This is a genomic window from Nocardioides panzhihuensis (genome assembly GCF_013408335.1).
GTDB lineage: Bacteria > Actinomycetota > Actinomycetes > Propionibacteriales > Nocardioidaceae > Nocardioides > Nocardioides panzhihuensis.
Map to the genome: position 1 here is coordinate 3966852 of NZ_JACBZR010000001.1, position 20877 is coordinate 3987728.

At 69.8% G+C, this 20877-nt stretch carries 17 protein-coding genes; 7 read left to right on the forward strand and 10 right to left on the reverse strand.

Annotated features, from left to right (window positions below; genetic code table 11):
- Positions 1–2: 2 nt before the first annotated feature.
- Positions 3–527: a benzoate 1,2-dioxygenase small subunit gene (benB, locus tag BJ988_RS18790; protein WP_179659467.1), complete on the reverse strand. Its 525-nt coding sequence runs from the start codon at positions 525–527 to the stop codon at positions 3–5.
- Between the two features lie 2 nt (positions 528–529).
- Positions 530–1897, reverse strand: coding sequence for a benzoate 1,2-dioxygenase large subunit (gene benA, locus BJ988_RS18795; RefSeq protein WP_179659468.1), 1368 nt, complete (start codon positions 1895–1897; stop codon positions 530–532).
- A 193-nt stretch (positions 1898–2090) separates the two neighbouring features.
- Here benA and BJ988_RS18800 point away from each other — a divergent pair, with 193 nt between their 5' ends.
- From BJ988_RS18800 to catC, 4 genes are read left to right on the forward strand one after another with little or no spacing between them, the layout of a single operon-like run.
- Positions 2091–3014: a LysR substrate-binding domain-containing protein gene (locus tag BJ988_RS18800; RefSeq protein ID WP_179659469.1), complete on the forward strand. Its 924-nt coding sequence runs from the start codon at positions 2091–2093 to the stop codon at positions 3012–3014.
- A complete protein-coding gene (locus tag BJ988_RS18805; protein ID WP_179659470.1) occupies positions 3011–4114 on the forward strand; it encodes a mandelate racemase/muconate lactonizing enzyme family protein in 1104 nt (367 codons plus the stop codon). The genes BJ988_RS18800 and BJ988_RS18805 overlap by 4 nt, the downstream gene beginning before the upstream one ends.
- Positions 4115–4151: 37 nt before the next feature.
- Positions 4152–5036 (forward strand): catechol 1,2-dioxygenase, encoded by an 885-nt coding sequence (gene catA, locus BJ988_RS18810; RefSeq protein WP_179659471.1) that lies wholly within the window; start codon positions 4152–4154, stop codon positions 5034–5036.
- Positions 5036–5317 carry a muconolactone Delta-isomerase gene (gene catC / locus BJ988_RS18815; RefSeq protein WP_179659472.1) on the forward strand — a complete coding sequence of 94 codons (282 nt, stop codon included), beginning with the start codon at positions 5036–5038 and terminating at the stop codon, positions 5315–5317. Before catA ends, catC begins: the two co-directional genes overlap by 1 nt.
- A gap of 54 nt (positions 5318–5371) precedes the next feature.
- Here catC and BJ988_RS31050 read toward each other — a convergent pair whose 3' ends face one another.
- On the reverse strand, positions 5372–6562 hold the full coding sequence (locus BJ988_RS31050) for a helix-turn-helix domain-containing protein (protein WP_179659473.1): 1191 nt from the start codon (positions 6560–6562) through the stop codon (positions 5372–5374).
- A gap of 125 nt (positions 6563–6687) precedes the next feature.
- On the opposite strand from BJ988_RS31050, the gene BJ988_RS18825 reads away from it, so the two are divergent.
- Positions 6688–7908, forward strand: coding sequence for an FAD-dependent monooxygenase (locus BJ988_RS18825; protein ID WP_179659474.1), 1221 nt, complete (start codon positions 6688–6690; stop codon positions 7906–7908).
- Positions 7905–9218 carry an MFS transporter gene (locus BJ988_RS18830; protein ID WP_179659475.1) on the forward strand — a complete coding sequence of 438 codons (1314 nt, stop codon included), beginning with the start codon at positions 7905–7907 and terminating at the stop codon, positions 9216–9218. Before BJ988_RS18825 ends, BJ988_RS18830 begins: the two co-directional genes overlap by 4 nt.
- A gap of 34 nt (positions 9219–9252) precedes the next feature.
- Here the strand turns inward: BJ988_RS18830 and BJ988_RS18835 are convergent, their stop codons facing one another.
- From BJ988_RS18835 to BJ988_RS18865, 7 genes are all read right to left on the reverse strand, one after another.
- Positions 9253–12453, reverse strand: a complete 3201-nt coding sequence (locus BJ988_RS18835) for a BTAD domain-containing putative transcriptional regulator (RefSeq protein WP_179659476.1) — start codon at positions 12451–12453, stop codon at positions 9253–9255.
- Between the two features lie 113 nt (positions 12454–12566).
- The gene (locus BJ988_RS18840; RefSeq protein WP_179659477.1) at positions 12567–14633 is read right to left on the reverse strand and encodes an MMPL family transporter; all 2067 of its coding nucleotides are present in this window, start codon (positions 14631–14633) and stop codon (positions 12567–12569) included.
- Positions 14634–14699: 66 nt separating this feature from the next.
- The gene (locus BJ988_RS18845) at positions 14700–15707 is read right to left on the reverse strand and encodes an SDR family NAD(P)-dependent oxidoreductase (RefSeq protein WP_179659478.1); all 1008 of its coding nucleotides are present in this window, start codon (positions 15705–15707) and stop codon (positions 14700–14702) included.
- Complete coding sequence (locus BJ988_RS18850; RefSeq protein ID WP_179659479.1) at positions 15704–17044, reverse strand: cryptochrome/photolyase family protein; 1341 nt, start codon at positions 17042–17044, stop codon at positions 15704–15706. The genes BJ988_RS18845 and BJ988_RS18850 overlap by 4 nt, the downstream gene beginning before the upstream one ends.
- A complete protein-coding gene (locus BJ988_RS18855) occupies positions 17041–18309 on the reverse strand; it encodes an SAM-dependent methyltransferase (protein ID WP_179659480.1) in 1269 nt (422 codons plus the stop codon). Before BJ988_RS18855 ends, BJ988_RS18850 begins: the two co-directional genes overlap by 4 nt.
- A complete protein-coding gene (locus BJ988_RS18860) occupies positions 18306–19061 on the reverse strand; it encodes a DUF1365 domain-containing protein (RefSeq protein WP_343051681.1) in 756 nt (251 codons plus the stop codon). Before BJ988_RS18860 ends, BJ988_RS18855 begins: the two co-directional genes overlap by 4 nt.
- On the reverse strand, positions 19058–20329 hold the full coding sequence (locus tag BJ988_RS18865; RefSeq protein WP_179659481.1) for an NAD(P)/FAD-dependent oxidoreductase: 1272 nt from the start codon (positions 20327–20329) through the stop codon (positions 19058–19060). Before BJ988_RS18865 ends, BJ988_RS18860 begins: the two co-directional genes overlap by 4 nt.
- 102 nt (positions 20330–20431) lie before the next feature.
- On the opposite strand from BJ988_RS18865, the gene BJ988_RS18870 reads away from it, so the two are divergent.
- Positions 20432–20869, forward strand: a complete 438-nt coding sequence (locus BJ988_RS18870) for an SRPBCC family protein (protein ID WP_246321522.1) — start codon at positions 20432–20434, stop codon at positions 20867–20869.
- The last annotated feature ends 8 nt before the right edge of the window (positions 20870–20877 follow it).

Below are 20877 nucleotides of genomic sequence, written 5' to 3' on the forward strand. Positions count from 1 at the left end.
CCTCAGACGTGGTAGATGTCGACGACGTGGTGGATGTAGTCGTTCTTCAGCACCACCGTCTTGCGGCGGATCAGCGGCTGCTCGCCGGAGAAGTCGATGGTGTAGAACGACGTGCCGTAGTACGGGTCGATGGTCTTGTAGCGGAAGTACATGGTGTGCCAGTTGAAGCGCACGTCCACCAGGTCGCCGCGGCGCTCGATCACCTCGACGTTGGTGAAGTTGTGCGACGTACGCGGCTCGGGCAGCGAGGTGGCCGAGGACCGCTCCGTACGGATCCGGAAGACCCGGTCCTCCAGGCCGCCCTTGTTGGGGTAGTAGATGAGCGACATCTCGGTCTGCGGGTCCTCTGTGAGGAGGTCCGCGTCGTCCCAGCAGGGCATCCAGTAGACGACGTCGTCGGCGTAGCACTCCAGCCACTTCTCGAACTCGCGGTCGTCGAGGAGGCGCGCCTCGCGGTAGAGGAACTGCTCGATCATGTTGTGCGTGATGAGTTTCGCCCCGGCGGGAGCATTCTGCGTGAGAGTCATGATCACTTCCCCTTTACGCTCTCGACGGCCGCGCGCATGACGTCAGCCCAGTAGCCGTGCACGACGGGATAGAGCCCCTCGTCCTCGTTCTTCGCGCCGGCCGAGATGACTCCCGGCATCTCCAGCGCCTCGGCGACCTCGTCGGGGCCGGTGTGCCAGTGCTCGGCGCCGCGGCTCATGTCGTTCCACGGTGCGGCGGAGGCCTGGTAGGTCAGGAAGCAGGAGCGAAACTCCTCCAGGTCGTCGGGCGTGGCCATGCCGGAGGCGTTGAAGAAGTCCTCGTACTGCCGGATCCGCCAGGCCCGCGACTCCGGGCTCTCGCCCTTGGGGGCGATGCAGTAGATGGTGACCTCGGTCTGGTCGACCGAGATCGGCCGGAAGTGCCGGATCTGGGTCGAGAACTGGTCCATCAGATAGACGTTCGGGTAGAGCAGCAGGTTGCGGGAGCCCTTGACCATGAACTCGCCCTTGGCCTCGCCGAACTTCTCCTTGAGCACGTCCATCTGGTCCCACAGCGGCCGGTCGGCGGGGTTGGCCGCCCAGGTCCACAGGCACAGGTGGCCGTTCGGGTAGGACCAGTAGCCGCCGCCGGACTTGCCCCAGCTGCCCGCGTCGACGGTCTTGGTGGTGTTCTTCGACTCGCCGGTGTTGCGTCGCGAGGTGGTGGCCGCGTAGTTCCAGTGGGTGGCGGTGACGTGGTAGCCGTCGGCGCCGTTCTCCGCCTGGACCTTCCAGTTGCCGTCGTAGGTGTAGGTCGAGGCCCCGCGCAGCACCTCGAGCCCCTCGGGCGACTGGTCGACCAGCATGTCGATCACCTTGACGGTGTCGCCGAGGTGCTCCTCCAGCGGAAGTACGTCCTCGTTGAGGGAGCCGAACAGGAAGCCGCGGTAGCTCTCGAAGCGGGCCACGTGGGTGAGGTTGTGGGAGCCCTCGGTGTTGAAGCTCTCCGGGTAGCCCGCGTCGTCGGGGTCCTTGACCTTGAGCAGGGTGCCGTCGTTGCGGAACGTCCAGCCGTGGAACGGGCAGGTCAGGGTCATCCGGTTGTCGGTCTTGCGCCGGCACAGCATCGCGCCACGGTGGGCGCAGGCGTTGATCATGCAGTGCAGCTCGCCGTCCTTGTCGCGAGTGATCATCACCGGCTGCCGCCCGATGTAGGTGGTGAAGTAGTCGCCGGGGTTGGGCACCTGGCTCTCGTGGGCCAGGTAGATCCAGTTGCCCTCGAAGATGTGCTTCATCTCCAGCTCGAAGATCTCTTCGTCGGTGAAGATCCGGCGGTTGGCGCGGTAGATCCCGGCCTCGCGGTCCTCGACGACGGCGTCCGACAGGACGTTCTCGATGTGGCCAAGACTCTCGGTGAGCGGTGCGGTCATGGTGATGCCTCCAACGGGTGACGGTGCTTCGACCCTCGCAGTGAGTGGCGCCCGTCACACCAGGCGAATGCCCAGTTCCGACCTAGGCATCTATTGATCATTCAGATCAATCAATGGACCGCATTTTCGTCCTTGTTGTTTATTGATCGCGGATCTAGCGTGGCGCTCATCACCACTTCCCGAGGAGCGCTTCATGGAGCTACGCCACCTGCGGTACTTCGCCGCGGTCGCCGAGACCTGTCACTTCGGACAGGCCGCGGCGCAGCTGCACATCGCCCAGCCGGCGCTCTCCCAGGCGATCCGCCAGCTCGAGTCCGAGCTCGACGTCACGCTGTTCACCCGGACGACCCGGCAGGTCTCGCTCACTCCGGCGGGCGAGTTCCTGCGCACCGAGGCCGCCCGGGTGCTCGCCGCCGTCGACGACAGCGTTCGAGGCGTACGCCGCATCGGGGCCGGCCGCCACGGCCTGGTCCGCCTCGGGCTGACCGGCACCGCCTCCTTCTCGCATCTGCCGGGCATCGCCCGAGTGGTCAAGCGCGAGCTGCCCGAGGTGGCGCTGGAGATCCAGGCCGATCTGCTCACGCCGGCCCAGTGCGAGCGACTGCAGAGCGGGGCGCTCGACCTCGGGGTGCTGCGACCGCCGGCCGTCGGCGAAGGGCTGACCCTGCGCACCCTCGAGGTCGAGCCGCTCGCCCTCGCGGTCCCCCTCGACCACCGGCTCGCCGTCGAGCCCGTCGTCGCCCTGGCCGACCTGCGCACCGAGCCGTTCGTGGCCTACAGCGCCCGCGACTCGGCGGTCAACGAGGCCGTCCTGCGCAGCTGCCGTGAGGCCGGATTCGTGCCCCGCCGCGAGCACGAGGCACCCAGCACCGCGGTCCTGCTGGCCCTGGTCGCCGCCGGCCTCGGCGTCGCGGTCGTCCCGGCCTCGGTCCGGGCCCTCCCGCTGGAGGGAGTGGTCTTCCGCGACCTGCTCGACGCGGGCAGCATCGAGCTCTCCCTCGCGTACCGGACCGACGACGACAACCCGGTCGTCGATGCCGTCATCGAGGTCCTCGAGGCAGCCGACCTGTTCACCGCACCCCGTCTGGAAGCTCCCCGATTCGGAGTCCAACCATGAAGATCACCGCGATCGAGGCGATCCCGTTCGCCATCCCGTACCGCAAACCGCTGCGCTTCGCCTCCGGCGAGGTCCACGCCGCAGAGCACGTGCTCGTCCGCGTCCACACCGACGACGGTGTCGTGGGAGTCGCCGAAGCACCACCGCGGCCGTTCACCTACGGCGAGACCCAGACCGGGATCATCGCCGTCATCGACCAGCTCTTCGCCCCGCAGCTCGCCGGGCTCACGCTGCTCGAGCGCGAGACCGCCCGCGCCCTGATGGACCGCACCGTCGGTAACCCGACCGCGAAGTCCGCCGTCGACATGGCGATGTGGGACGCCCTCGGCAAGACCCTCGACCTGCGGGTCGTCGACCTCCTCGGTGCCTTCACCGACCGGATGCGGGTCTCCCACATGCTCGGCTTCGATTCCCCCGAGGCGATGGTCGCCGAGGCGGAGCGGATGCGGGAGGCGTACGGGATCTCGACGTTCAAGGTGAAGGTCGGCCGCTCCCCCATCGAGCTCGACACCGCCGTCGTCCGAGCGCTGCGCGAGCGGTTCGGCGCCGAGATCGAGCTGTACGTCGACGGCAACCGCGGCTGGACCGCGGCCGAGGCCGCCCGTGCGATGAGGCAGATGGCCGACTTGGACCTGCTTTTCGCCGAGGAGCTCAACCCTGCCGACGACGTCCTCGGCCGGCGCTGGCTGGTCAGCCAGCTCGACGTGCCGTTCATCGCCGACGAGTCGGTCCCGACGGCGGCCGACGTCACCCGCGAGGTGCTCGGCGGCTCGGCCACCGCGATCAGCATCAAGACCGCACGCACCGGCTTCACCGGGTCGCAGCAGGTGCTCCACCTCGCCGAGGGCCTCGGGCTGGAGGTCGTGATGGGCAATCAGATCGACGGCCAGCTCGGCACCGCCTGCACGCTCGCCTTCGGCGCGGCTCACCGGCTCACCTCCCGCCGCGCCGGGGAGCTCTCCAACTTCCTCGACATGGCCGATGACCTGCTCACCGAGCCGCTCGAGATCCGCGACGGCGAGCTCGCCGTACGTCCTGGTGCCGGCCTCGGGGTCGAGATCGATCCGGACAAGCTCGATCGCTACCGCACCGACAACTGAACACCGGACCCCACACCGCAACCCGAGAGGACACATCATGACCACCGACCAGACCCTGCAGCCCACGGAGTCCAGCGAGGCCGCCTCCGCGGCCGCCTCCGGTGCCTCTGCCACCGAGCGGTTCGCCGCCGACAAGTCGCCCTTCGACGCCGTCAAGGACACCCCGCCGGAGCGCGTCGACAGGCTGGCCAAGCGCGTGCTGAACGCCATCTACGACACCATCCGCGAGGAGAAGGTCACCTACGACGAGTACAACGCGCTCAAGGCGTGGCTGATCCAGGTCGGCAAGGACGGCGAGTGGCCGCTCTTCCTCGACGTCTGGGTCGAGCACGAGGTCGAGAAGGTCGCGACCGAGCACCGCGAGGGCAACAAGGGCACCATCGAGGGGCCCTACTACGTCCCCGACGCCCCGGAGCAGGGTGCGAACGGCACCATCCCGATGCGCGACGGCGAGTCCGGCACGCCGCTGACCTGGACGGGCAAGGTCGCCTCCACCGACGGCACCCCGCTCGACGGCGCCAAGGTCGAGCTGTGGCACGCCGACGCCGATGGCTTCTACTCGCAGTTCGCGCCCGGCATCCCGGAGTGGAACCTGCGTGGCAGCTTCACCGTCGGGGCCGACGGCGCCTTCGAGATCCACACGATCCAGCCGGCTCCGTACCAGATCCCGACCGACGGCTCGTGCGGCAAGCTCATCGCCGCCGCCGGCTGGCACGCCTGGCGCCCGGCGCACCTGCACGTGAAGGTGTCGGCTCCGGGTCACGAGCTCCTCACCGCCCAGCTCTATTTCCCCGGTGACGAGCACAACGACGACGACATCGCCTCGGCGGTCAAGCCCGAGCTGGTGCTCGCTCCCGTCGCCAACGGTGACGGCTCGGTGAACGTCGACTACGGCTTCGTCCTCGACCCGGTTCGCGGCTGATGCTCTACCACGTACGCATGGACGTCCGGATCCCGCACGACCTGGATCCGGACGTCCGTGACGACACGATCGCCCGCGAGAAGGCCTACGCGCAGGAGCTCCAGCGCGCCGGGAAGTGGCCGCACCTGTGGCGGATCGCCGGGGAGTACGCCAACTTCTCGGTCTTCGACGTCGAGTCCCACGACGAGCTGCACCAGATCCTGTCCGGATTGCCACTGTTCCCCTACATGGACGTCCAGGTCACCCCGCTGGCCAAGCACCCTTCCGACATCAACAACTGAGGAATCCGCCTCGGTCGCGCCCCTCGGCCCCTCCGCACCGGCGGAGGGGCCGAGTCATGTCCCTGGGCGAGGGTCCATCGCCCAGGGACCGAGACCAGCGAGCTGCGCCATCCGGATTCCCGTGTGGAGCTCACGGCGCAGCACCCCGTCACGCAAGTCCTCGTCGATGGCCTCCCGCACCTTGTCGAGACGGTAGTAGAGCGTCGATCGATGGATGTTGAGCATTCGTGCTGTCTGCTGGGCGTCGCCCCCAGAGCCGAGGTAGCGATCGAGCGTGTCGAGCAGGTCGATGCCGAGCCCGTGATCGAGCAGCCGCCGCACTGCCGGAGGGAGGTCGTCAGTCTTCAACAACTCCAACGGAAGCCGGGCCAGGGTCGCATCCAGTCCTGCCCGATCCCACTCCAGCACGATGGGGTGGTCCTGTGGTGCGAAGCAGGTCGCACGCCAAGCCAGCCGCGCGCGAGCGAAGGAATGTTGGACGTCCTCGATCGCTCCGAGCGGGCCGATCCCGGCCCGTACTCCGATGACCTCTGGTCCCTGCAGCAGCCGAGTCAGTCGGGGGACGACGACCGGTCGGGGGAACACCAGCACGCCCAGGCCGTCCGGCAGCGCCGCGCCGACCACTGAAGCGGTCGAGCTCTGTGCCACGAAGCTCGTCGTCACACTGACCGCCAGGGCCGACTTCTCCGCATCCCGCGAGGAGGTCGAGCGCGGGTCGACACCGAGCGCGACTGCGCAGTAGCGACCGGAGTCGCTCAGGACCCGCTCGCCGAGCAGTCCCTCGGCCGCCGCCGCTCGGCTGTCCGGGTCACCTGTCACCAGGTCGACGGTCAGCTCGCGTGCCCTCCGGTGGTCGCGCTCGGCATGGGCGTTACGCAGCGCGAGCAGGTCGCCGAGCTCGGGCGCTTTGCCGAGCAACCGTTCGCGGACGTCCTCAGGCACCTCGTCGTCACCCAGCACCATCAGCAGGTGACCCACGATCCGATGGCTTCGCTCAGTCAGCCGGACGAAGAGGCAGCGTCCCAGTCCGGGTCTGGCCTCGATGATGTCCGCCTGGGTGAAGGTGCGCGGCACCGACCAGGAGTCGCTATGGGTGAGCAAGTGCGCGAGTCGGCGCCGGTCACGATCGGACTCGTGGATGGAGTAGCCCACCACGCGCATCGCTTCGTCGAGGAGCACGAGGCGGCGACCGACGACCTCGGAAAGGTCTTGGAGCGCGTCGTCGAGATCAGGGATCCGCTGCACGAGACATCACCTTAGTCCGACACAGTGTCGGAATTTCGACGTGACGGTTGCCACATCGGACCGATGTGGCCACCCGTCGCCGAGACCTAGCGTCGGGGCATCACACATCAACGAAGGGAAACCCCATGACGACCCCGCGCATCGTCATCGTCGGCGCCGGCATCGGTGGCTTGACGCTCGCGATCGAGCTCCGCCGTCGAGGCCTCGAGCCCCAGGTGTACGAACAGGCCGAGGAGCTTCGTGAGGTCGGGGCCGCTGTCGCCCTGTCCGCCAACGCGACCCGCTTCCTGCGCGACCGCCTCGGAGTCGGCGACGCGATGGCGGAGAGCTCCGCCGTCGTGGACGGCCTGATCTTCCGCGACGGCCGCAGCGGCGAGGCCATCGGTCGCCTGCTCTCCGGTGAGGAGTACCACCGGCGCTGCGGCGCGCCGTACTACGGCATCCACCGCGCAGATCTTCAGCAGATCCTCTCCGGCCGGCTCGGGGCCGAGGGCCTGCACCTCGGGAAACGACTGGTCTCGGTCGACGACTCCGGGGCCGCGGCGAGGCTGCACTTCGCCGACGGCGAGGTCGTCGAAGCGGACCTGGTGATCGGAGCCGACGGCGCCAGGTCGCTGCTGCGAACGCATGTGGTCGGATACGACGACGCCCGCTTCTCCGGCAGCTTCGGCTGGCGCGGCATCGTTCCGCGTGCCCACCTCGACCTGCTTCCCGATCCCGAGGCGATCCAGTTCTGGATGGGCCCGTCGGGACACCTGCTGCACTACCCGATCGGCAACGGCGACCACAACTTCCTGCTGGTCAAGCGGCTGAAGGGCCCCTGGCCCCAGCAAGCCTGGCTCGACTCCGGCGCCGACGACGAGCACGTCAGGGCGTTCGCGGGCTGGCATCCCGCCGTACTCCAGATGATCGGCGCGGTTCCCGGTGGCGACAAGTGGGGCCTCTTCCAGCGCCCCCCGCTGCACTCATGGAGCAAGGGCCGGATCACTCTGCTCGGTGATGCCGCACACGCGCTGGTGCCGCACCACGGCCAGGGCGCGAACCAATCGATCGAGGACGCGATAGTGCTTGCCGACTGCCTCCTCAGCGGTCCGGCCGACGGCAACGACTGGGACACGGCGCGCCGCGTCTACCAGGAGCGGCGCCTGGAACGAACCCGCAAGGTGCAGATCGCTTCGATCACCACCGCCGATGTGCTGCACCTGCCTGATGGTCCGCGGGCAGATGCCCGCAACGTACGGCTGGGCGGGCCGCGGGCCTGGGACCGTCACCTGGCCTGGATCCACGAGTTCGTCGCAGACGCCGGATCGGGCGCCGTCGCAGCGTTGGCTGGGAGCGCTCGATGAGCACGGTAGGGAGGACGGCCGGCAGCACGACGGTCGCCCGGCGGAGTCCGCTGGTGATCGTGGCGGTCGCCTTTGCCGCGATCGTCCTCGACGGCTATGACCTGATGGTCTACGGCGCGATGATTCCCGAGCTGCTCGCTCATCCCACCTGGGACCTGTCCAAGTCCGAGGCCGGGATGATCGGCAGCTACACCACCCTCGGCATGCTCGTCGGGGCTCTGGCCGTCGGAGCGCTGGCCGACATCCTGGGTCGACGTCGCCTGATCCTGCTGAGCATCGGCTCGTTCTCCCTCGCCACCGTCGCCACCGCGATGGCTCCCACCCCGGAGCTTTTCGGCCTGTTCCGGCTGCTCGCGGGAATCGGGCTGGGCGGGGTGATGCCGACGGCGATCGCACTGACGGTGGAGTACGCCCCGCCGGGGAAGAAGCAGCTCTACAACGCGGCCATGTTCATCGGATACGCCTTCGGCGGAGTGTTCGCGGCGATCGCCGCCCTGATCTGGCTGGAGTCTGCAGGCTTCAGGACTTTGCTGTGGATCGGTGCGATCCCGGGCCTGCTGCTCCTCCCGATCGTCTACAAGCTGCTCCCGGAGTCGGTCGGTTACCTGCGGCGCCGCGGCCTTTCCGCCCAGGCGGACGCGCTCGCCGAGCAGTACGGACTGGTGAGCGACGACCCGACCCCCGGCACCCGTGATGCGGGCGGCGCCATCCGCTACCTGCTCGGCCCGGGCAGGATCGTTCCGCTCGCCCTCTTCTCGGTCGCGTCCTTCTCCGGCCTGCTGCTTGTCTACGGTCTCAACACCTGGCTACCCCAGATCATGCGGTCCGCCGGATACCCGCTCGGCTCGGCGATCAGCTTCCTGCTGGTCCTCAATCTCGGCGCGGTCGTGGGGACCGTCGCCGCTGGCGCGCTAGCCGACCGCCTGGGCGAGAAGATCGCGGTCGCCCTCTGCTTCCTCGCGGCAACCGTGACGCTGCTGACGCTTGCCTATCAGCCGCCGACCGGCCTGCTCTACGTGTGCGTCGCCGTCGCCGGGCTCGGCTCGATCGGCACACAGATCCTGGTCAACGGGTACGCCGCGGCGTACTTCCCAGCGTGGACACGGAGCACCGCCGTCGGTATCACCCTCGGCCTCGGACGGGTCGGTGCCGTGGTCGCCCCGAGCATGATCGGGTTCGTCATGGATGCAGATCTCGGCTTCCGCTGGAACTTCTACTCGTTCGTGATCCCGGCTGTCCTCGGCCTGGTGATGATCCTGCTCGTACCTGCGCGGCGCCGTGTCCGAGGGGCCACACCCGCTCGCCTCTGAGAGACAGGCGACTCGGCAAGGACCGCGAGCCGAGCTAGTCGCCGAGCAGCTCGAGCGCGCGGTCGGCCTCGTGCCGCAACGGCGCGAAGCCGTGCTCGACCGCGAGCTGCCGGCCCTTGGCGGCGTGGGTCCGGGCGGCCTCGTGGTCGCCCTCGGCATGGAGTGCCTGCGCCAGCCCGACCCGGGCACGGGTCTCGGTGAACGAGGCGACGTGGGTGTGACTGAGCCGCACTGCGTACTCATAGGTCTCGGCGGCGTCGCGGAGGCTTCCCGTCGCATAGAGAGCGGCCGCATAGCTGCAGGCCGTGGAGGCGACGAAACGTACGTCCCCGTGGGCCCGCGCGGTCAGGTGAGCCCGGTCGGCGAGCTCGAGCGCCGAGGCGTGGTCGCCACGGACCAGGGCGAGCAGGCTGAGCTCCTCGAGCGCGTTGGCCTCCGCGAACGGGCTGCGGTTGCGGGTGGCCTGCGCCAGCGCTGACTCCAGCCGAGCGCTTGCCGAGTCGAGCAGGCCCAGGGCCCGCTCGGCCGCGGCCAGGGTGGAGAGCTCGAGCGGGGTGGCGCTGCCCTGCACCTCGCTCAGCTCGACGGCCACGAGATGGTGGCGGCGCCCCTCCTCGAAACGGCCCTGCTGGGTGCAGGCGATGCCGAGTGCCTGGTGCGCCCACGCACGCAGTCCCTCGGTGCCGGGTGCCTCGCCGAGGATCTCCAAGGCGCGCGCGTAGGCGGACTCCGCCTCGCGTCCCGAGTCCGCGACGCGGTGGCGGTGACCGTCGACGATCGCCGCGAAGGCCTGACCCTTCCTCCAGCCGCTGGTGTCGAGGAGCGTGCGGGCACGATCCGACTCCGCCCAGGCCTCGTCCATGCGACCCAGGACCCCGAGCACATCGACCCGCAGCGTACGCAGGAAGGCCTCGGCCCGCACCTCACCCTCCAGCATGGCGGCCTCGGCTCCGACCGTCATCAGGTCGAGGTAGGTGGTCACGTCGAGGCGGGTGCGGTAGTGGATCCTGGACTGGTCGACGAGCTTCCAGGCGTAGTGGCGCTGCTGCGGGTCGGCCCCGGCCTGCTTCACGAACGCGATCAGCAGCTGCGCCTCGTGGTCGAGCCAGGTGCGAGCGTCGTCAGCCGAGTCGAAACGACTGCCCGGCGAGGGCTCGATCTCCAGCGCGCGCAGGCGCCCCGGATAGGTGGTGTCGGCGGCGCTGACGGTGGTGTCGAGCAGCCAGTCGGCAAGCCGGCCCTGCGCCTCCTGCTGCTCGAGGTCGGCCGCGGCCAGATCACCAGCATGGAGCCGGAGGAGGTCGTGGTAGTGGTAGCGCCCGACGCCGTCCTCGGAGACGACGGTCTGCAGCATGTTGGCGTCGACCAGGTCCTCGAGCAGCCGCTGTGCGGTCTCCGGGTCGCGGGCGAGGACGGCACCCGCCGGAGCAGGGTCGAAGTCGTAGGCCGAGATCAGCGAGCACAACCGGAAGGCACGCTGCACCTCGGCAGGCATCGCCGAATAGGAGATCTCGAGGCTGGCCGCGACGCTCACCTCGCCGACGGCCAGCTCGGCGAGCCGGTGGGAGCTCGCGCTCAGCCGGTCGGCGTACGTCTCGATCGACCACTCCGGCCGGCTCAGCAACCGCGCCGCAGCGATCCTGAGCGCCAGCGGGAGACGGCCGCACGCCAGCGCCAACGACTCGCTCGCGCGAGGTGCGGCGGCGACCCGCTCCGCGCCGACGATCGCGCCGACCAGAGCGACGGAGGCCTCGATGCTGAGCTCGCCGAGGTGGATCTGGCGGCCGAGGTCGATCATGCCCGCGAGCGCCGGCAGCCGGTGTCGGCTCGTGAGGATCGTCCGGCTCTCGCCGAGACCGGGCAGCAGCGGGACGACCTGGCCAGGACTGTCGACGCTGTCCAGCACGATCAGCATCCGCCGGTCGGAGAGCTCGCTGCGGAGCAGCGCCGCGGCGTCGGCGTCGTCTGTCGGGATCTGCTGGCCGGAGAGGCCGAGCGAGCGCAGGAACCGCCTCAGCACCAAGCCGGGTGCCACCGCCTCTCCCGAGACGCCGTGGAGGTCGGCGTAGAGCTGTCCGTCGGGGAAGTCATCGGTCAGGCGGGCCGCGGCGGTGAGCGCCAGCGTGCTCTTCCCGGAGCCGGCCGGTCCGGTGACGAGCACCGCCGCACCGCCATCCTCGCCGAGGCCGGCGGTCAGCGTCGCGAGCTCGGCCTCACGTCCGATCAGCGCCGGCGCCGCCGGCACCTCGCGAGGTACGTCACGCCTGCGTGCACCCTCGACCAGGGTCGGCCGCCGGGCGTGCCATCGTCCTTCCAGGGTGCCTTGGCGGACGTCCTCGAGGACCGGGCTCGGGTCGAGCCCGAGCTCCTCGGCCAGGACGGATCGGACCGTCTCGTACGCGGCGAGCGCCTCGGCCTGGCGTCCGGCCGCCGCCAGCACCTTCACGTACGCCGCCCACAGCGGCTCGTCCAGAGGACGCAGGCGGGCGAGCTCGCTCACGACCGGGAGCGCCTCGATGGCCTGTCCCTCCGCCACGCTGAGGCCGGCCCATCTGAGCGCGACCGCGACGTACTCGTTCTCGACGGAGCTCGACAGCCACGGCGCCTCCTCGAACCGGTCGGGACGCCCGCGCCACAGGCGCACGGCCTCGGTCAAGGTGTCCAGGTCGGCGTCGGCGGCGAGCTCGCGGAAGCGGACGAGGTCGAGCTCTTCGGGGGTGGCGTCGAGACCGAGCGCGTTGCCGTCGTGGGTCACCGTGATCGGTGCGACGAGGGCCCGCAGCCGCCGGAGCAGCTGGGCCATCCGCTTGCCGGCCGCGTCCGAGGTCAGCTCCGGCCACAGCAGGTCGAGCAGCTCGTCGCGCCCGACCTTCTCTCCCGGATCCAGAGCCAGCCGCCTCAGCAGCAGCCCGACCTGCTCAGGCAGGTCGAGCGCCACCCCGTCTCGGACCACGAGGGTCGGGCCGAGCACGGAGACGCTCACGACCGCGCTGTCCTCGGCGTCCCGGCTCGGCGCGGGGGCCTCGGTGAACTCCGCCGCCTCCTCCGGGGTCAGGTCGAGCGCGCGGGCGAGCGCACGCAGGGATGCCGCCCTCGGTCGCCTCGTCCGGCCCTGCTCCAGGTCGCGGATCGAGGCGACGCTGACGCCGGCAGCCTCGGCGAGCGCGCCCTGCGTCAGGGAACGCTCCTCGCGCAGCAGCCGCAGCCTGATGCCGAGCAAACCCTCAAGGCGCACCCTGGCCCCCGTAACGACCCCGAGTCTGGCGAATCACCACGAGAGCCTATCGGGTCGGGCGGCCGCTGACCCGTCAGGACGCCGCCCGACCTGCAAGAACGTTGTCCGAACGATCAGGTGTCGATCGTCGACCCTTCGGCCTTCCGCCGGGAGATCGCCGCGGGCCACCAGATCCTGTCGCCGACCAGCGCGAAGACCGCAGGCACCACCACGGTGCGGACGAGGAAGGTGTCGAGCAGGATGCCGAGGCCCACGATCAGACCAACCTGGGTCAACGTGATCAGGGGCAGCACGCCGAGCACCGCGAACACCGAGGCGAGCACGATGCCTGCACTGGTGATGACTCCGCCGGTCAAGCCGACCGCCATGACCATCGCATCGACGGTGTTGTGCTCGGCGGCCTCCTCCCGCGCACGCAGGACGAGGAACACCGTGTAGTCGATGCCGAGCGCCACCAGGAACAAGAAGGCGTAGAGCGGGGTGCTGACATCGAGCGCGGGGAACCCGAAGACGTGTGTGCTCATCCAGGCGCCCAGGCCGAGCGCCGACAGAGTTGCGATCACGCTGATGGCGACGAGCACCAGTGGCGTCACGATCGACCGCAGCACCACGAAGAGCACCAGCAGCACGACCAGCAGGATCAACGGCACGATGACCTTGAGGTCGCGTACTGCACCGTCTCGGCTGTCCAGGTCCTTGGCCACGCTGCCGCCGACCAGAGCACCGGTCCCGTCCAGCTCGCTGCGCATCGTCTCGATCGTCTCGATGCTCTCCGCCGTCGCGGGCGCGTCCTCGAGGGTCGCGGTGATCTTCACCAGGTCGTCGCTCTTGCCGGACGGACGAGCGCTGTCGACCCCGTCGATCTGGTTGACCCGCGCGAGCACCTCCTCGGCCTCATCGGCTCCCACCACGATCGTCACCGGATCGGCAGCACCGGGAGGGAAGTGCTTCGACAGCGTCTCCAGACCGTCGACGGACTCGGCGTCGACACGGAACTGATCGGTCTGCGACAGGCCGACCTTGACGCCCAGGAGCCCCGAGGCCAGGACGCCGAGGATCACCGCGGCCGCGGCCAGCACCACTGCCGGACGGCTGACCACCGTACGGGCGATCCGGAACCAGACACCGTCGCGCGACTTCTCCTCCTCGCCGTTGCGCGGGACGAACGGCCAGAAGAGGCCGCGGCCGAACAACGACAGCGCGGCGGGCAGAGCGAAGAGAGCGAACAGCAGGGCGATCAGCAGACCGATGGCGGCCGAGATGCCCAGGGACCGGGTGTTCGGGGCGACGCTGAGCGTCAGCACCAGCAGCGCGAGCACGACAGTGAGGTTGCTGGCCACGATCGCCTCGCTGGATCCACGCACCGCGGCGGCGAGGGCGTCGCGGTGATGGGCGTGCCTTCGGAGCTCCTCGCGGTAGCGCGAGACCATCAGGAGCGCATAGTTCGTGCCGGCACCGAAGACCAGCACGCTGGTGATCCCCGACGTCGACCCGTCGAGGCCGGTGCCGATCCAGTCCGCGACGATCTGGGTCGCCACCGACGCGGTGCGATCAGCCACCGCGATCACGGTCAGCGGCACGAGCCACAGCACCGGCGAGCGGTAGGTCAGGATCAACAGGAGGGCAACGACGCCGGCCGTGACGAGGAGCAGACGCAGATCCGCACCCTCGAACGCCGAGGAGATGTCTGCGGCGAAGGCGGCACCGCCGGTGAGCTCGACCGTGAGGCCGTCGGGTCGGCCCTCGTCGGCCGCCTCGCGCAGGTCGTCCACGAGCTCGGTCAGATCGAGGCCGGTCACGTCGGCATCGACGTCGATGGCGACGATCAGCGCCTCGCCGTCAGTGGCCGGGATCGGTGGCGACACCTCGTTCCCGGTGATCTCGGCCCAACGCCGCGACACCTCGCCGACCCACTCCTGATCCTCCTCGGTCAGCCCACCGGAACGCTCGACCACCGCGACCGCGGGCAGCACGTCCCCGCCCGGAAAGCTCTGCTGGAGCTCCGCCACCTGCGCGGACTCGGCGTCCGCCGGCAGCGGGTCAGGGGCCGAGCTCGCGGACCCCAGCGACGATCCCACAGCCATCACCGCGCCGGCCAGGAGGAACGCGACCACCAGGACCACCCACGCCGTGGCCTTCCTCGTGGTGACTCGCGCGAGACGTTCTATCGCAGACCGCATGGTCGGGGCCTTTCCAATTGTCGTGTTGGTAGTTCGCGAAAGGGGGTCGCAGGACCGGGCAGAGACTCATGGCCGGTCGACGCCGGCGGCCGCCGCCACCCATCTCCACAGCTCGTCGGTGTCCCCGGGTTCGGGACGGGTCGCCGACCGGTAGCTCGTCGGACGCTGCCGCCGGTCGTGCCAGAACGTGCCGGAAGGCGGGGCGGGGTCGGTGGCGCCGAGCCACACCGCCGTGTCCGCCCCTGCCTCGGCCGACCGCAGCAGCGGACGGCTCAGCGTACGGAAGGCGGGGAGCGACCGGGCCAGACCCGGCGTGTCCGCCCAGCCCGGGTGCATGACGTAGGTGGAGATGCGATCTGGCGACCATCGCCGGTCCAGGAGCGGCGCCAGCTCCACCTGCATGCGCTTGGATCTCGCATAGGCCACCGCGCCCCGGTAGCTGCCGTGCTGGAACTCCGGGTCGTCCACCGGCAGCGGCTGGGTGTACATCCCGCCCGAGGCGACGAAGACCACCCTGGCGCCGTGCTCCGAGCGCCGCAGCGCGGGGAGCAGCCGCTCGGTCAACCGGATCGGTCCGAGGACATGGGTGGCGACCGTCAGCTCGTGACCGTCGACCGACTCGGTTCGCTCCGGGGGCATGACCCCGGCGTTGTGCACGAGCACGTCGAGAGTCGTGGTGCCACCGTCACGGGTGCAGAGGTCGTCGGCGAACGCATCGACGACGGACAGGTCCGAGACGTCGCAGCGCTCGATCCGAAGGTCGGCGACCAGACCCTCGTCACCCAGCTGCTGTTCGATCCGGGCGACCGCCGTCGCGGCGCGCTCGGGTGAGCGCACGAGGACGTGCACGCGGGCGCCGAGCCGGGCCAGGCCCAGCACGGTGGCCGCACCGAGCCCGCTACCTCCGCCGGTGACCAGCGCGGTCCGCCCGGCCAAGGCACCGGGACGCGGATCGGCCGCCGCCCACCGGCGGCGACGGATCGCATAGCCCAGGCGGGAGTAGCCCAGCACGACCGCACGGTCGAGCACTCGGTCCAGACCCTCGTCCTCGGTGGTCGCACGCGACGGAGTCATAGGGTCGAGTCCTTCAGCTCTGTCATCCGGGCCAGCGCCTCGTGACGCTCCTCGGCGTGGTCGACGATGCGATCAGGGTAGCCGTTGGCAGACCCGTCGGGGTGGAGCCACGGCTCGTGTGCCGCCGCGCCCGGAAGATGGCGAAGCTCAGGCACCCAGCGCCGGACATAGTCGCCCTCCGGGTCGAACCGAAGCCCTTGCGTGACCGGGTTGAACACCCGGAAGTACGGCGCGGCGTCGGTCCCGGTCCCCGCCACCCACTGCCAGCCGTGACTGTTGGAGGCCAGGTCTCCGTCGAGGAGATGGTCGAGAAAGTGCCGGGCGCCGACCGGCCACCACATGTGCAGGTCCTTGACCAGGAAGCTCGCGACGACCATCCGTACGCGGTTGTGCATCCAGCCCTCCGCGAGCAGCTGACGCATGCCGGCGTCGACGAACGGGAAGCCCGTGGTGCCCGACTTCCAGGCCGCCAGCAGGGCGGGGTCCTCGTCGTACTGCATGCCTCGCAGCCCTCCCCGCAGGTCGCGCCAGGCCGACTCGGGGTCGTGCCAGAGCACGTCGGCGTAGAAATCGCGCCAGGCCAGCTCGGTGACGAAGCGCTCGACGTCGCCGCCGGAGGCATCCGTGCTGCGCGCGTCCAGATCCGCCAGGAGCGTACGCGGGTGGATCTCGCCATACTTCAGCGCTGCGGAGATGCGGCTGGTCTGATCCAGGTCGGGTCGGTCCCGGGCCGAGGCATAGCCGGCCAGGCCCTCGTCGCAGAAGTCCTCCCAGCGGCGGAGGGCCGCGCGCTCACCGGCCTCGCGGTCAGGATGGGACGGCAGCGGTTCCGAGTCGAGCTTCGTCATCCACTCGACCTGAGGATCACCGGCAGGGGCCCTCCACCCGTGCTCCCGCCAGGCCCGCAGGAAAGGTGTGAAGACGCGGTAGGGAGACCCGGCCGTGTTCAGGATCCTGCCCGGGGTCACGGCGTACGGGCTGCCGGTGCCGACCAGGGCGATGTCGTCCGCCGCCAGACGCTGCTCGACGGCTGCGTCGCGCCGCCGACCGTAGGGGGTCGTCTCGGTCGAGACGTGCACCCGGCTCGCCCCGGCCTCGGCCGCGACCTGCGCCACGACCTCGGCCGGATCACCCTCCCGGACGACCAGCGCCCCGTCGGTCTCCTCACGCAGCGCCGCGAGCGAGGCGAGGAGACGCTCCCATCTCGGCCCGGGGCGGGCAAGGCGCGGGTCGAGCACGAACAGCGGCACGACCTGCCCGTCACGCGCCGCGGCCTGCAGTGCGGGATGGTCCCCGAGCCGCAGGTCCCGCCGGAACCACATCAGCGATGTCGTCATGGCACCTCCCGCCGGTCGGCTTCCAGTCGTATCTGGGCGACGTCGATGACCCCGGCGCGGAAGCCCGCCTCACAGTAGGCCAGGTAGAACTCCCAGGTGCGCCGGAACTCCTCACCGAAGGCGTCCGACCGGATCGTCGGCCACGCGGCCAGGAAGGCCGCGCGCCAGCGGCGTAGCGTCTCGGCGTAGTCGGCGCCGAACGTGTCGGTGCGGGTCACCGCCAGGCCGACCCTGCCGGCCTGCTCGGAGATGGCTGTGGTCGACGGGATCAGCCCGCCCGGGAAGATGTGCTTCTGGATCCAGCCGTAGGAGTGGCGGGTGGCCAGGTAGCGCTGGTGCGGCATGGTGATCGCCTGCAGGGCGATGGCTCCGCCGGGGCGGACCAGCCGGGACAGGGTGGCGAAGTACTCCGGCCAGTAGCGCTCGCCGACCGCCTCGATCATCTCGATGCTGACCACGGCGTCGAAGGTGCCGGCGACGTGACGGTAGTCCCGCACCAGCACCTCGACCCGCTCGGTGAGTCCCGCGGCCTCCACCCGCTCTCTGGCCATGGCCGCCTGCTCCACCGACAGCGTGACCGTGGTGACCCGCGCGCCGCGACGTGCTGCCTCGATCGCGAGAGTCCCCCATCCCGTACCGATCTCCAGCACCTCGTCACCGGCGCCGACGCCCGCCAGGTCGAGGGCAGCGTTGACCTTGCGCAGCTGCGCCTCCTGCAGATCCTGCTCGGCGAGCGGACGCGTGCGGTCGAACATGGCCGAGCTGTAGCTGAGGGTGGGGTCGAGGAACGCGGCGAACATCTCGTTCCCCAGGTCGTAGTGGGCGGAGATGTTCTCCTGGGTGTCCTCCACCGCCCCACGCTGGTCGGCGGGGATCGGCTGGTCGACCAGGCCGCGCAGTCGCAGCATCCAGGCCGGGAGCAGCCCGGAGAGACGTTCGGCGTACGGCGTGAGTGCATCCGCGAGATCGGTGCCGTCGGCGGCGTGCCAGTCCTCGGCCGTGTACGCCTCGCCGATGCCGATCTTCGGGTTCACAGCGACTCGGCCGTAGAACGACTCCGGGCTCCGTAGCACGATGCCCGGCCTTCCCGCGGTGGGTGAACCGCCGCGACGGTTGAGCAGGCTCCCGTCCGGGAGCACGACGTCGACCGGGGCCTGCCGCGTCGCCAGACGCAGTATCTGCTTGGCGATGCTTGCTCGCAGGCTCCCGGTCGCCGCCGGCGCCCTGCGCACCGGCCGGTCGAGCGTCACGGACTCCACGCTCATGATGTGGCCTCCTTCTGTGCGGCAGGACGAGTGAGGACGGGCAGCTTGCGCAACCACAGCCGGATCCCGTGGAACCGGATGAGAGCGCTGACCCGATGGGGCATCAGCAGGTGGGTGAGGCTCACCCGAAGCAGCGCGCGACGCGTCGCCGGCTCCGGGACTCCTCGGGTGGTCGCCGTCAGCACGCGGACGCCGTCGCGGTCCAGGCCGACGGTCACCGCGACCTCGCCCGGGTCGACCCGCAGCTGGATCTCATAGCTGCCGGCCATGTCGTTGAACGGCGAGACGTAGAAGGCCTTGTCGATGCGGGCGTGTCCGCGACGATCGATGTCGAGCAGGTAGGCGTGGCGGTCGCCGTAGGTGTTGTGCACCTCGAAGACGACCGCTCGCAGCACACCGTCGTCCGACTGCACCCAGAAGACCGTGAGGGGGTCGAAGACGTGGCCCAGGACTCGGGCATTCGCCAGCATGAGCACCCGGTCGGTCGGCGCGAGAAAGACCCCTCGGGCCGCGAGGAACACACCGAGATCACCACGTACGCCGCGCCCCGAAGAGCCCGCGTCGAGATGGTCCTCGACCCGGAACCCAGCCAGGGGACGCAGCCAGAAGGGCAGACGTGGCGGATCGTCGACGTCGATGAGCCACTGGTAGCTGCGGTGGCGAAAAGCATGCCGCAACGGCACCTCTCTGGCATGACTGACATGACCCACGACCAGCGCGGGGACCTCGGGAAAGGCCGGCGACGGGATCACCAGGTCGCTCCGAACGATTCCGCCGCCTCCACCCCGGAGCGGCAGCCGTCCTCGTGGAAGCCCCAACCGAGGTGTGCCCCGGCGAAGGCCAGCCTGGGGCCGCCGGCAGTACGCAGCCGAGCCGCCGCCGCGACGGCCTCGGTGGTGAAGACGGGGTGCTCGTAGGTCATCCGTGCGGTGACCGTGGCCGGGTCCACGTGCTCGGTGGCATTGAGGGTGACCACGTGCTCGTCGCGGTCGTCGAGGCCCTGAAGGCGGTTCATCCAGTAGCTGACGACCACCTTGTCGGCGCCGCCGCCGCACGCCGCGAGGCGGTAGTTCCACGAGGCTCGAGCACGGGGCGAGTCCGGCAGCAGGGTGGCGTCGCGGTGCAGCCAGGTCTCGTTCCGCGAGTATCCGATGGCGGCCAGGTCCGCCTTCTCCTCGGGGCTCGCGTCCACCAGGAGCCTCAGGGCCTGGTCGGCGTGAGTCGCCACCACCGCCCGGTCGAAGTGCCTGGTCTCCGCCGCGGTGCGCACCTCGACCCCATCGACGGACCGCGCCACAGCGGTCACGGGTTCGCCGACGCGGACGTCTCCGAGCCGCTCGGCGAGCTTGTCCACGTAGGCGCGGGAGCCGCCCACGACCGTACGCCAGGTGGGCGATCCGGTGACCTGAAGCATCCCGTGGTGGTCGAGGAAGGCGAACAGGTGCCGGGCCGGGTAGCCGGCGGCGTCCTCTTCACCGCACGACCAGACGCAGGAGACCAGCGGCACGGCGAAGTGCTGGACGAAGTAGTCGCTGAAGCCACCGTCGACCAGGAACTCTCCCCAGGTCAGATCGCTGTCGGTCTCGAGCAGGCGGCGGGCTCGGCGGTGGAAGCGGGGCACCTGCGCCAGCATGCGGACGAAGCGAGGGTCGCGGAGTCGCCCCGGCTGGGCCAGGATGCCGCCGAGGCCCCTGCCCCCGGCGTACGCCAGACCGCAGTCGTCGCAGACGATGCTCATGCTCATCTCGGTCGGCCGCGTCTCGACACCGAGCTCACCGAAGAGGCGGAGCAGGTTGGGATAGGTGCGCTCGTTCATCACGATGAAGCCGCTGTCCACGCGGAGGACGGCTCCCGATGCGGTCGAGACCTCGTGGGTGTGCGCATGGCCGCCGAGCCTCTGCTCGGCCTCGAAGAGCGTGACGTCGTGGGTGCGCCCGAGGAGATGAGCGGCGGTCAGTCCGGAGACTCCGCCCCCGATCACGGCAACCGTTGGCCGCGGGGTGCTCGCCGCTCGGCTCATGAAATCTCCCTCTTCGAGCAGCGGTATTGCCGCTGGCTAGTTCCGAGGATCGAATGTACAATCCTTGTTCAAGGTATGTCAAAGGTTTGAAGGGACGCGATGATGAGAATCGACCGAACAGTGGAGACCTCCGCGTCGACAGCCGAGGTGTTCGACTTCCTGGCCGACTTCACCAACACCGAGCACTGGGATCCGGGGACCGTGCGCACCGACCGCGTCTCCGGAGACGGCGGCGTGGGGACGACCTACGCGAACACCTCTCGCTTCCTCGGGCGCACCACCGATCTCACCTACGTGGTGGAGGCCTACGAGCCCGGCACCCGGATCGTGCTACGTGGCGAGAACAAGACGGTCGTCGCCCATGACACGATGACCTTCGTACCGACAGCCAACGGCGGAACATCTGTGCGCTACGTGGCCGAGTTCGAACTGAAAGGCATGACCAAGATCGTGGCCCCGTTGCTGGCTCCCGCATTCACCCGCCTGGGTGACACCGCTTCCGAGCAGATGCGCGCGACCCTGGACCAGCTGGCGCGGTAGCCGACCCC

Bases quoted from the DNA above. Each gene is read 5' to 3' on its own strand.
- catC (WP_179659472.1), top strand. From the start codon at position 5,036: ATGCTCTACCACGTACGCATGGACGTCCGGATCCCGCACGACCTGGAT.
- BJ988_RS18865 (WP_179659481.1), bottom strand. From the start codon at position 20,329: ATGAGCCGAGCGGCGAGCACCCCGCGGCCAACGGTTGCCGTGATCGGG.
- benA (WP_179659468.1), bottom strand. From the start codon at position 1,897: ATGACCGCACCGCTCACCGAGAGTCTTGGCCACATCGAGAACGTCCTG.
- BJ988_RS18855 (WP_179659480.1), bottom strand. From the start codon at position 18,309: ATGAGCGTGGAGTCCGTGACGCTCGACCGGCCGGTGCGCAGGGCGCCG.
- BJ988_RS18840 (WP_179659477.1), bottom strand. From the start codon at position 14,633: ATGCGGTCTGCGATAGAACGTCTCGCGCGAGTCACCACGAGGAAGGCC.
- BJ988_RS18870 (WP_246321522.1), top strand. From the start codon at position 20,432: ATGAGAATCGACCGAACAGTGGAGACCTCCGCGTCGACAGCCGAGGTG.
- BJ988_RS18830 (WP_179659475.1), top strand. From the start codon at position 7,905: ATGAGCACGGTAGGGAGGACGGCCGGCAGCACGACGGTCGCCCGGCGG.
- BJ988_RS18825 (WP_179659474.1), top strand. From the start codon at position 6,688: ATGACGACCCCGCGCATCGTCATCGTCGGCGCCGGCATCGGTGGCTTG.
- BJ988_RS18845 (WP_179659478.1), bottom strand. From the start codon at position 15,707: ATGACTCCGTCGCGTGCGACCACCGAGGACGAGGGTCTGGACCGAGTG.
- BJ988_RS18805 (WP_179659470.1), top strand. From the start codon at position 3,011: ATGAAGATCACCGCGATCGAGGCGATCCCGTTCGCCATCCCGTACCGC.
- catA (WP_179659471.1), top strand. From the start codon at position 4,152: ATGACCACCGACCAGACCCTGCAGCCCACGGAGTCCAGCGAGGCCGCC.
- BJ988_RS18800 (WP_179659469.1), top strand. From the start codon at position 2,091: ATGGAGCTACGCCACCTGCGGTACTTCGCCGCGGTCGCCGAGACCTGT.
- benB (WP_179659467.1), bottom strand. From the start codon at position 527: ATGACTCTCACGCAGAATGCTCCCGCCGGGGCGAAACTCATCACGCAC.
- BJ988_RS18850 (WP_179659479.1), bottom strand. From the start codon at position 17,044: ATGACGACATCGCTGATGTGGTTCCGGCGGGACCTGCGGCTCGGGGAC.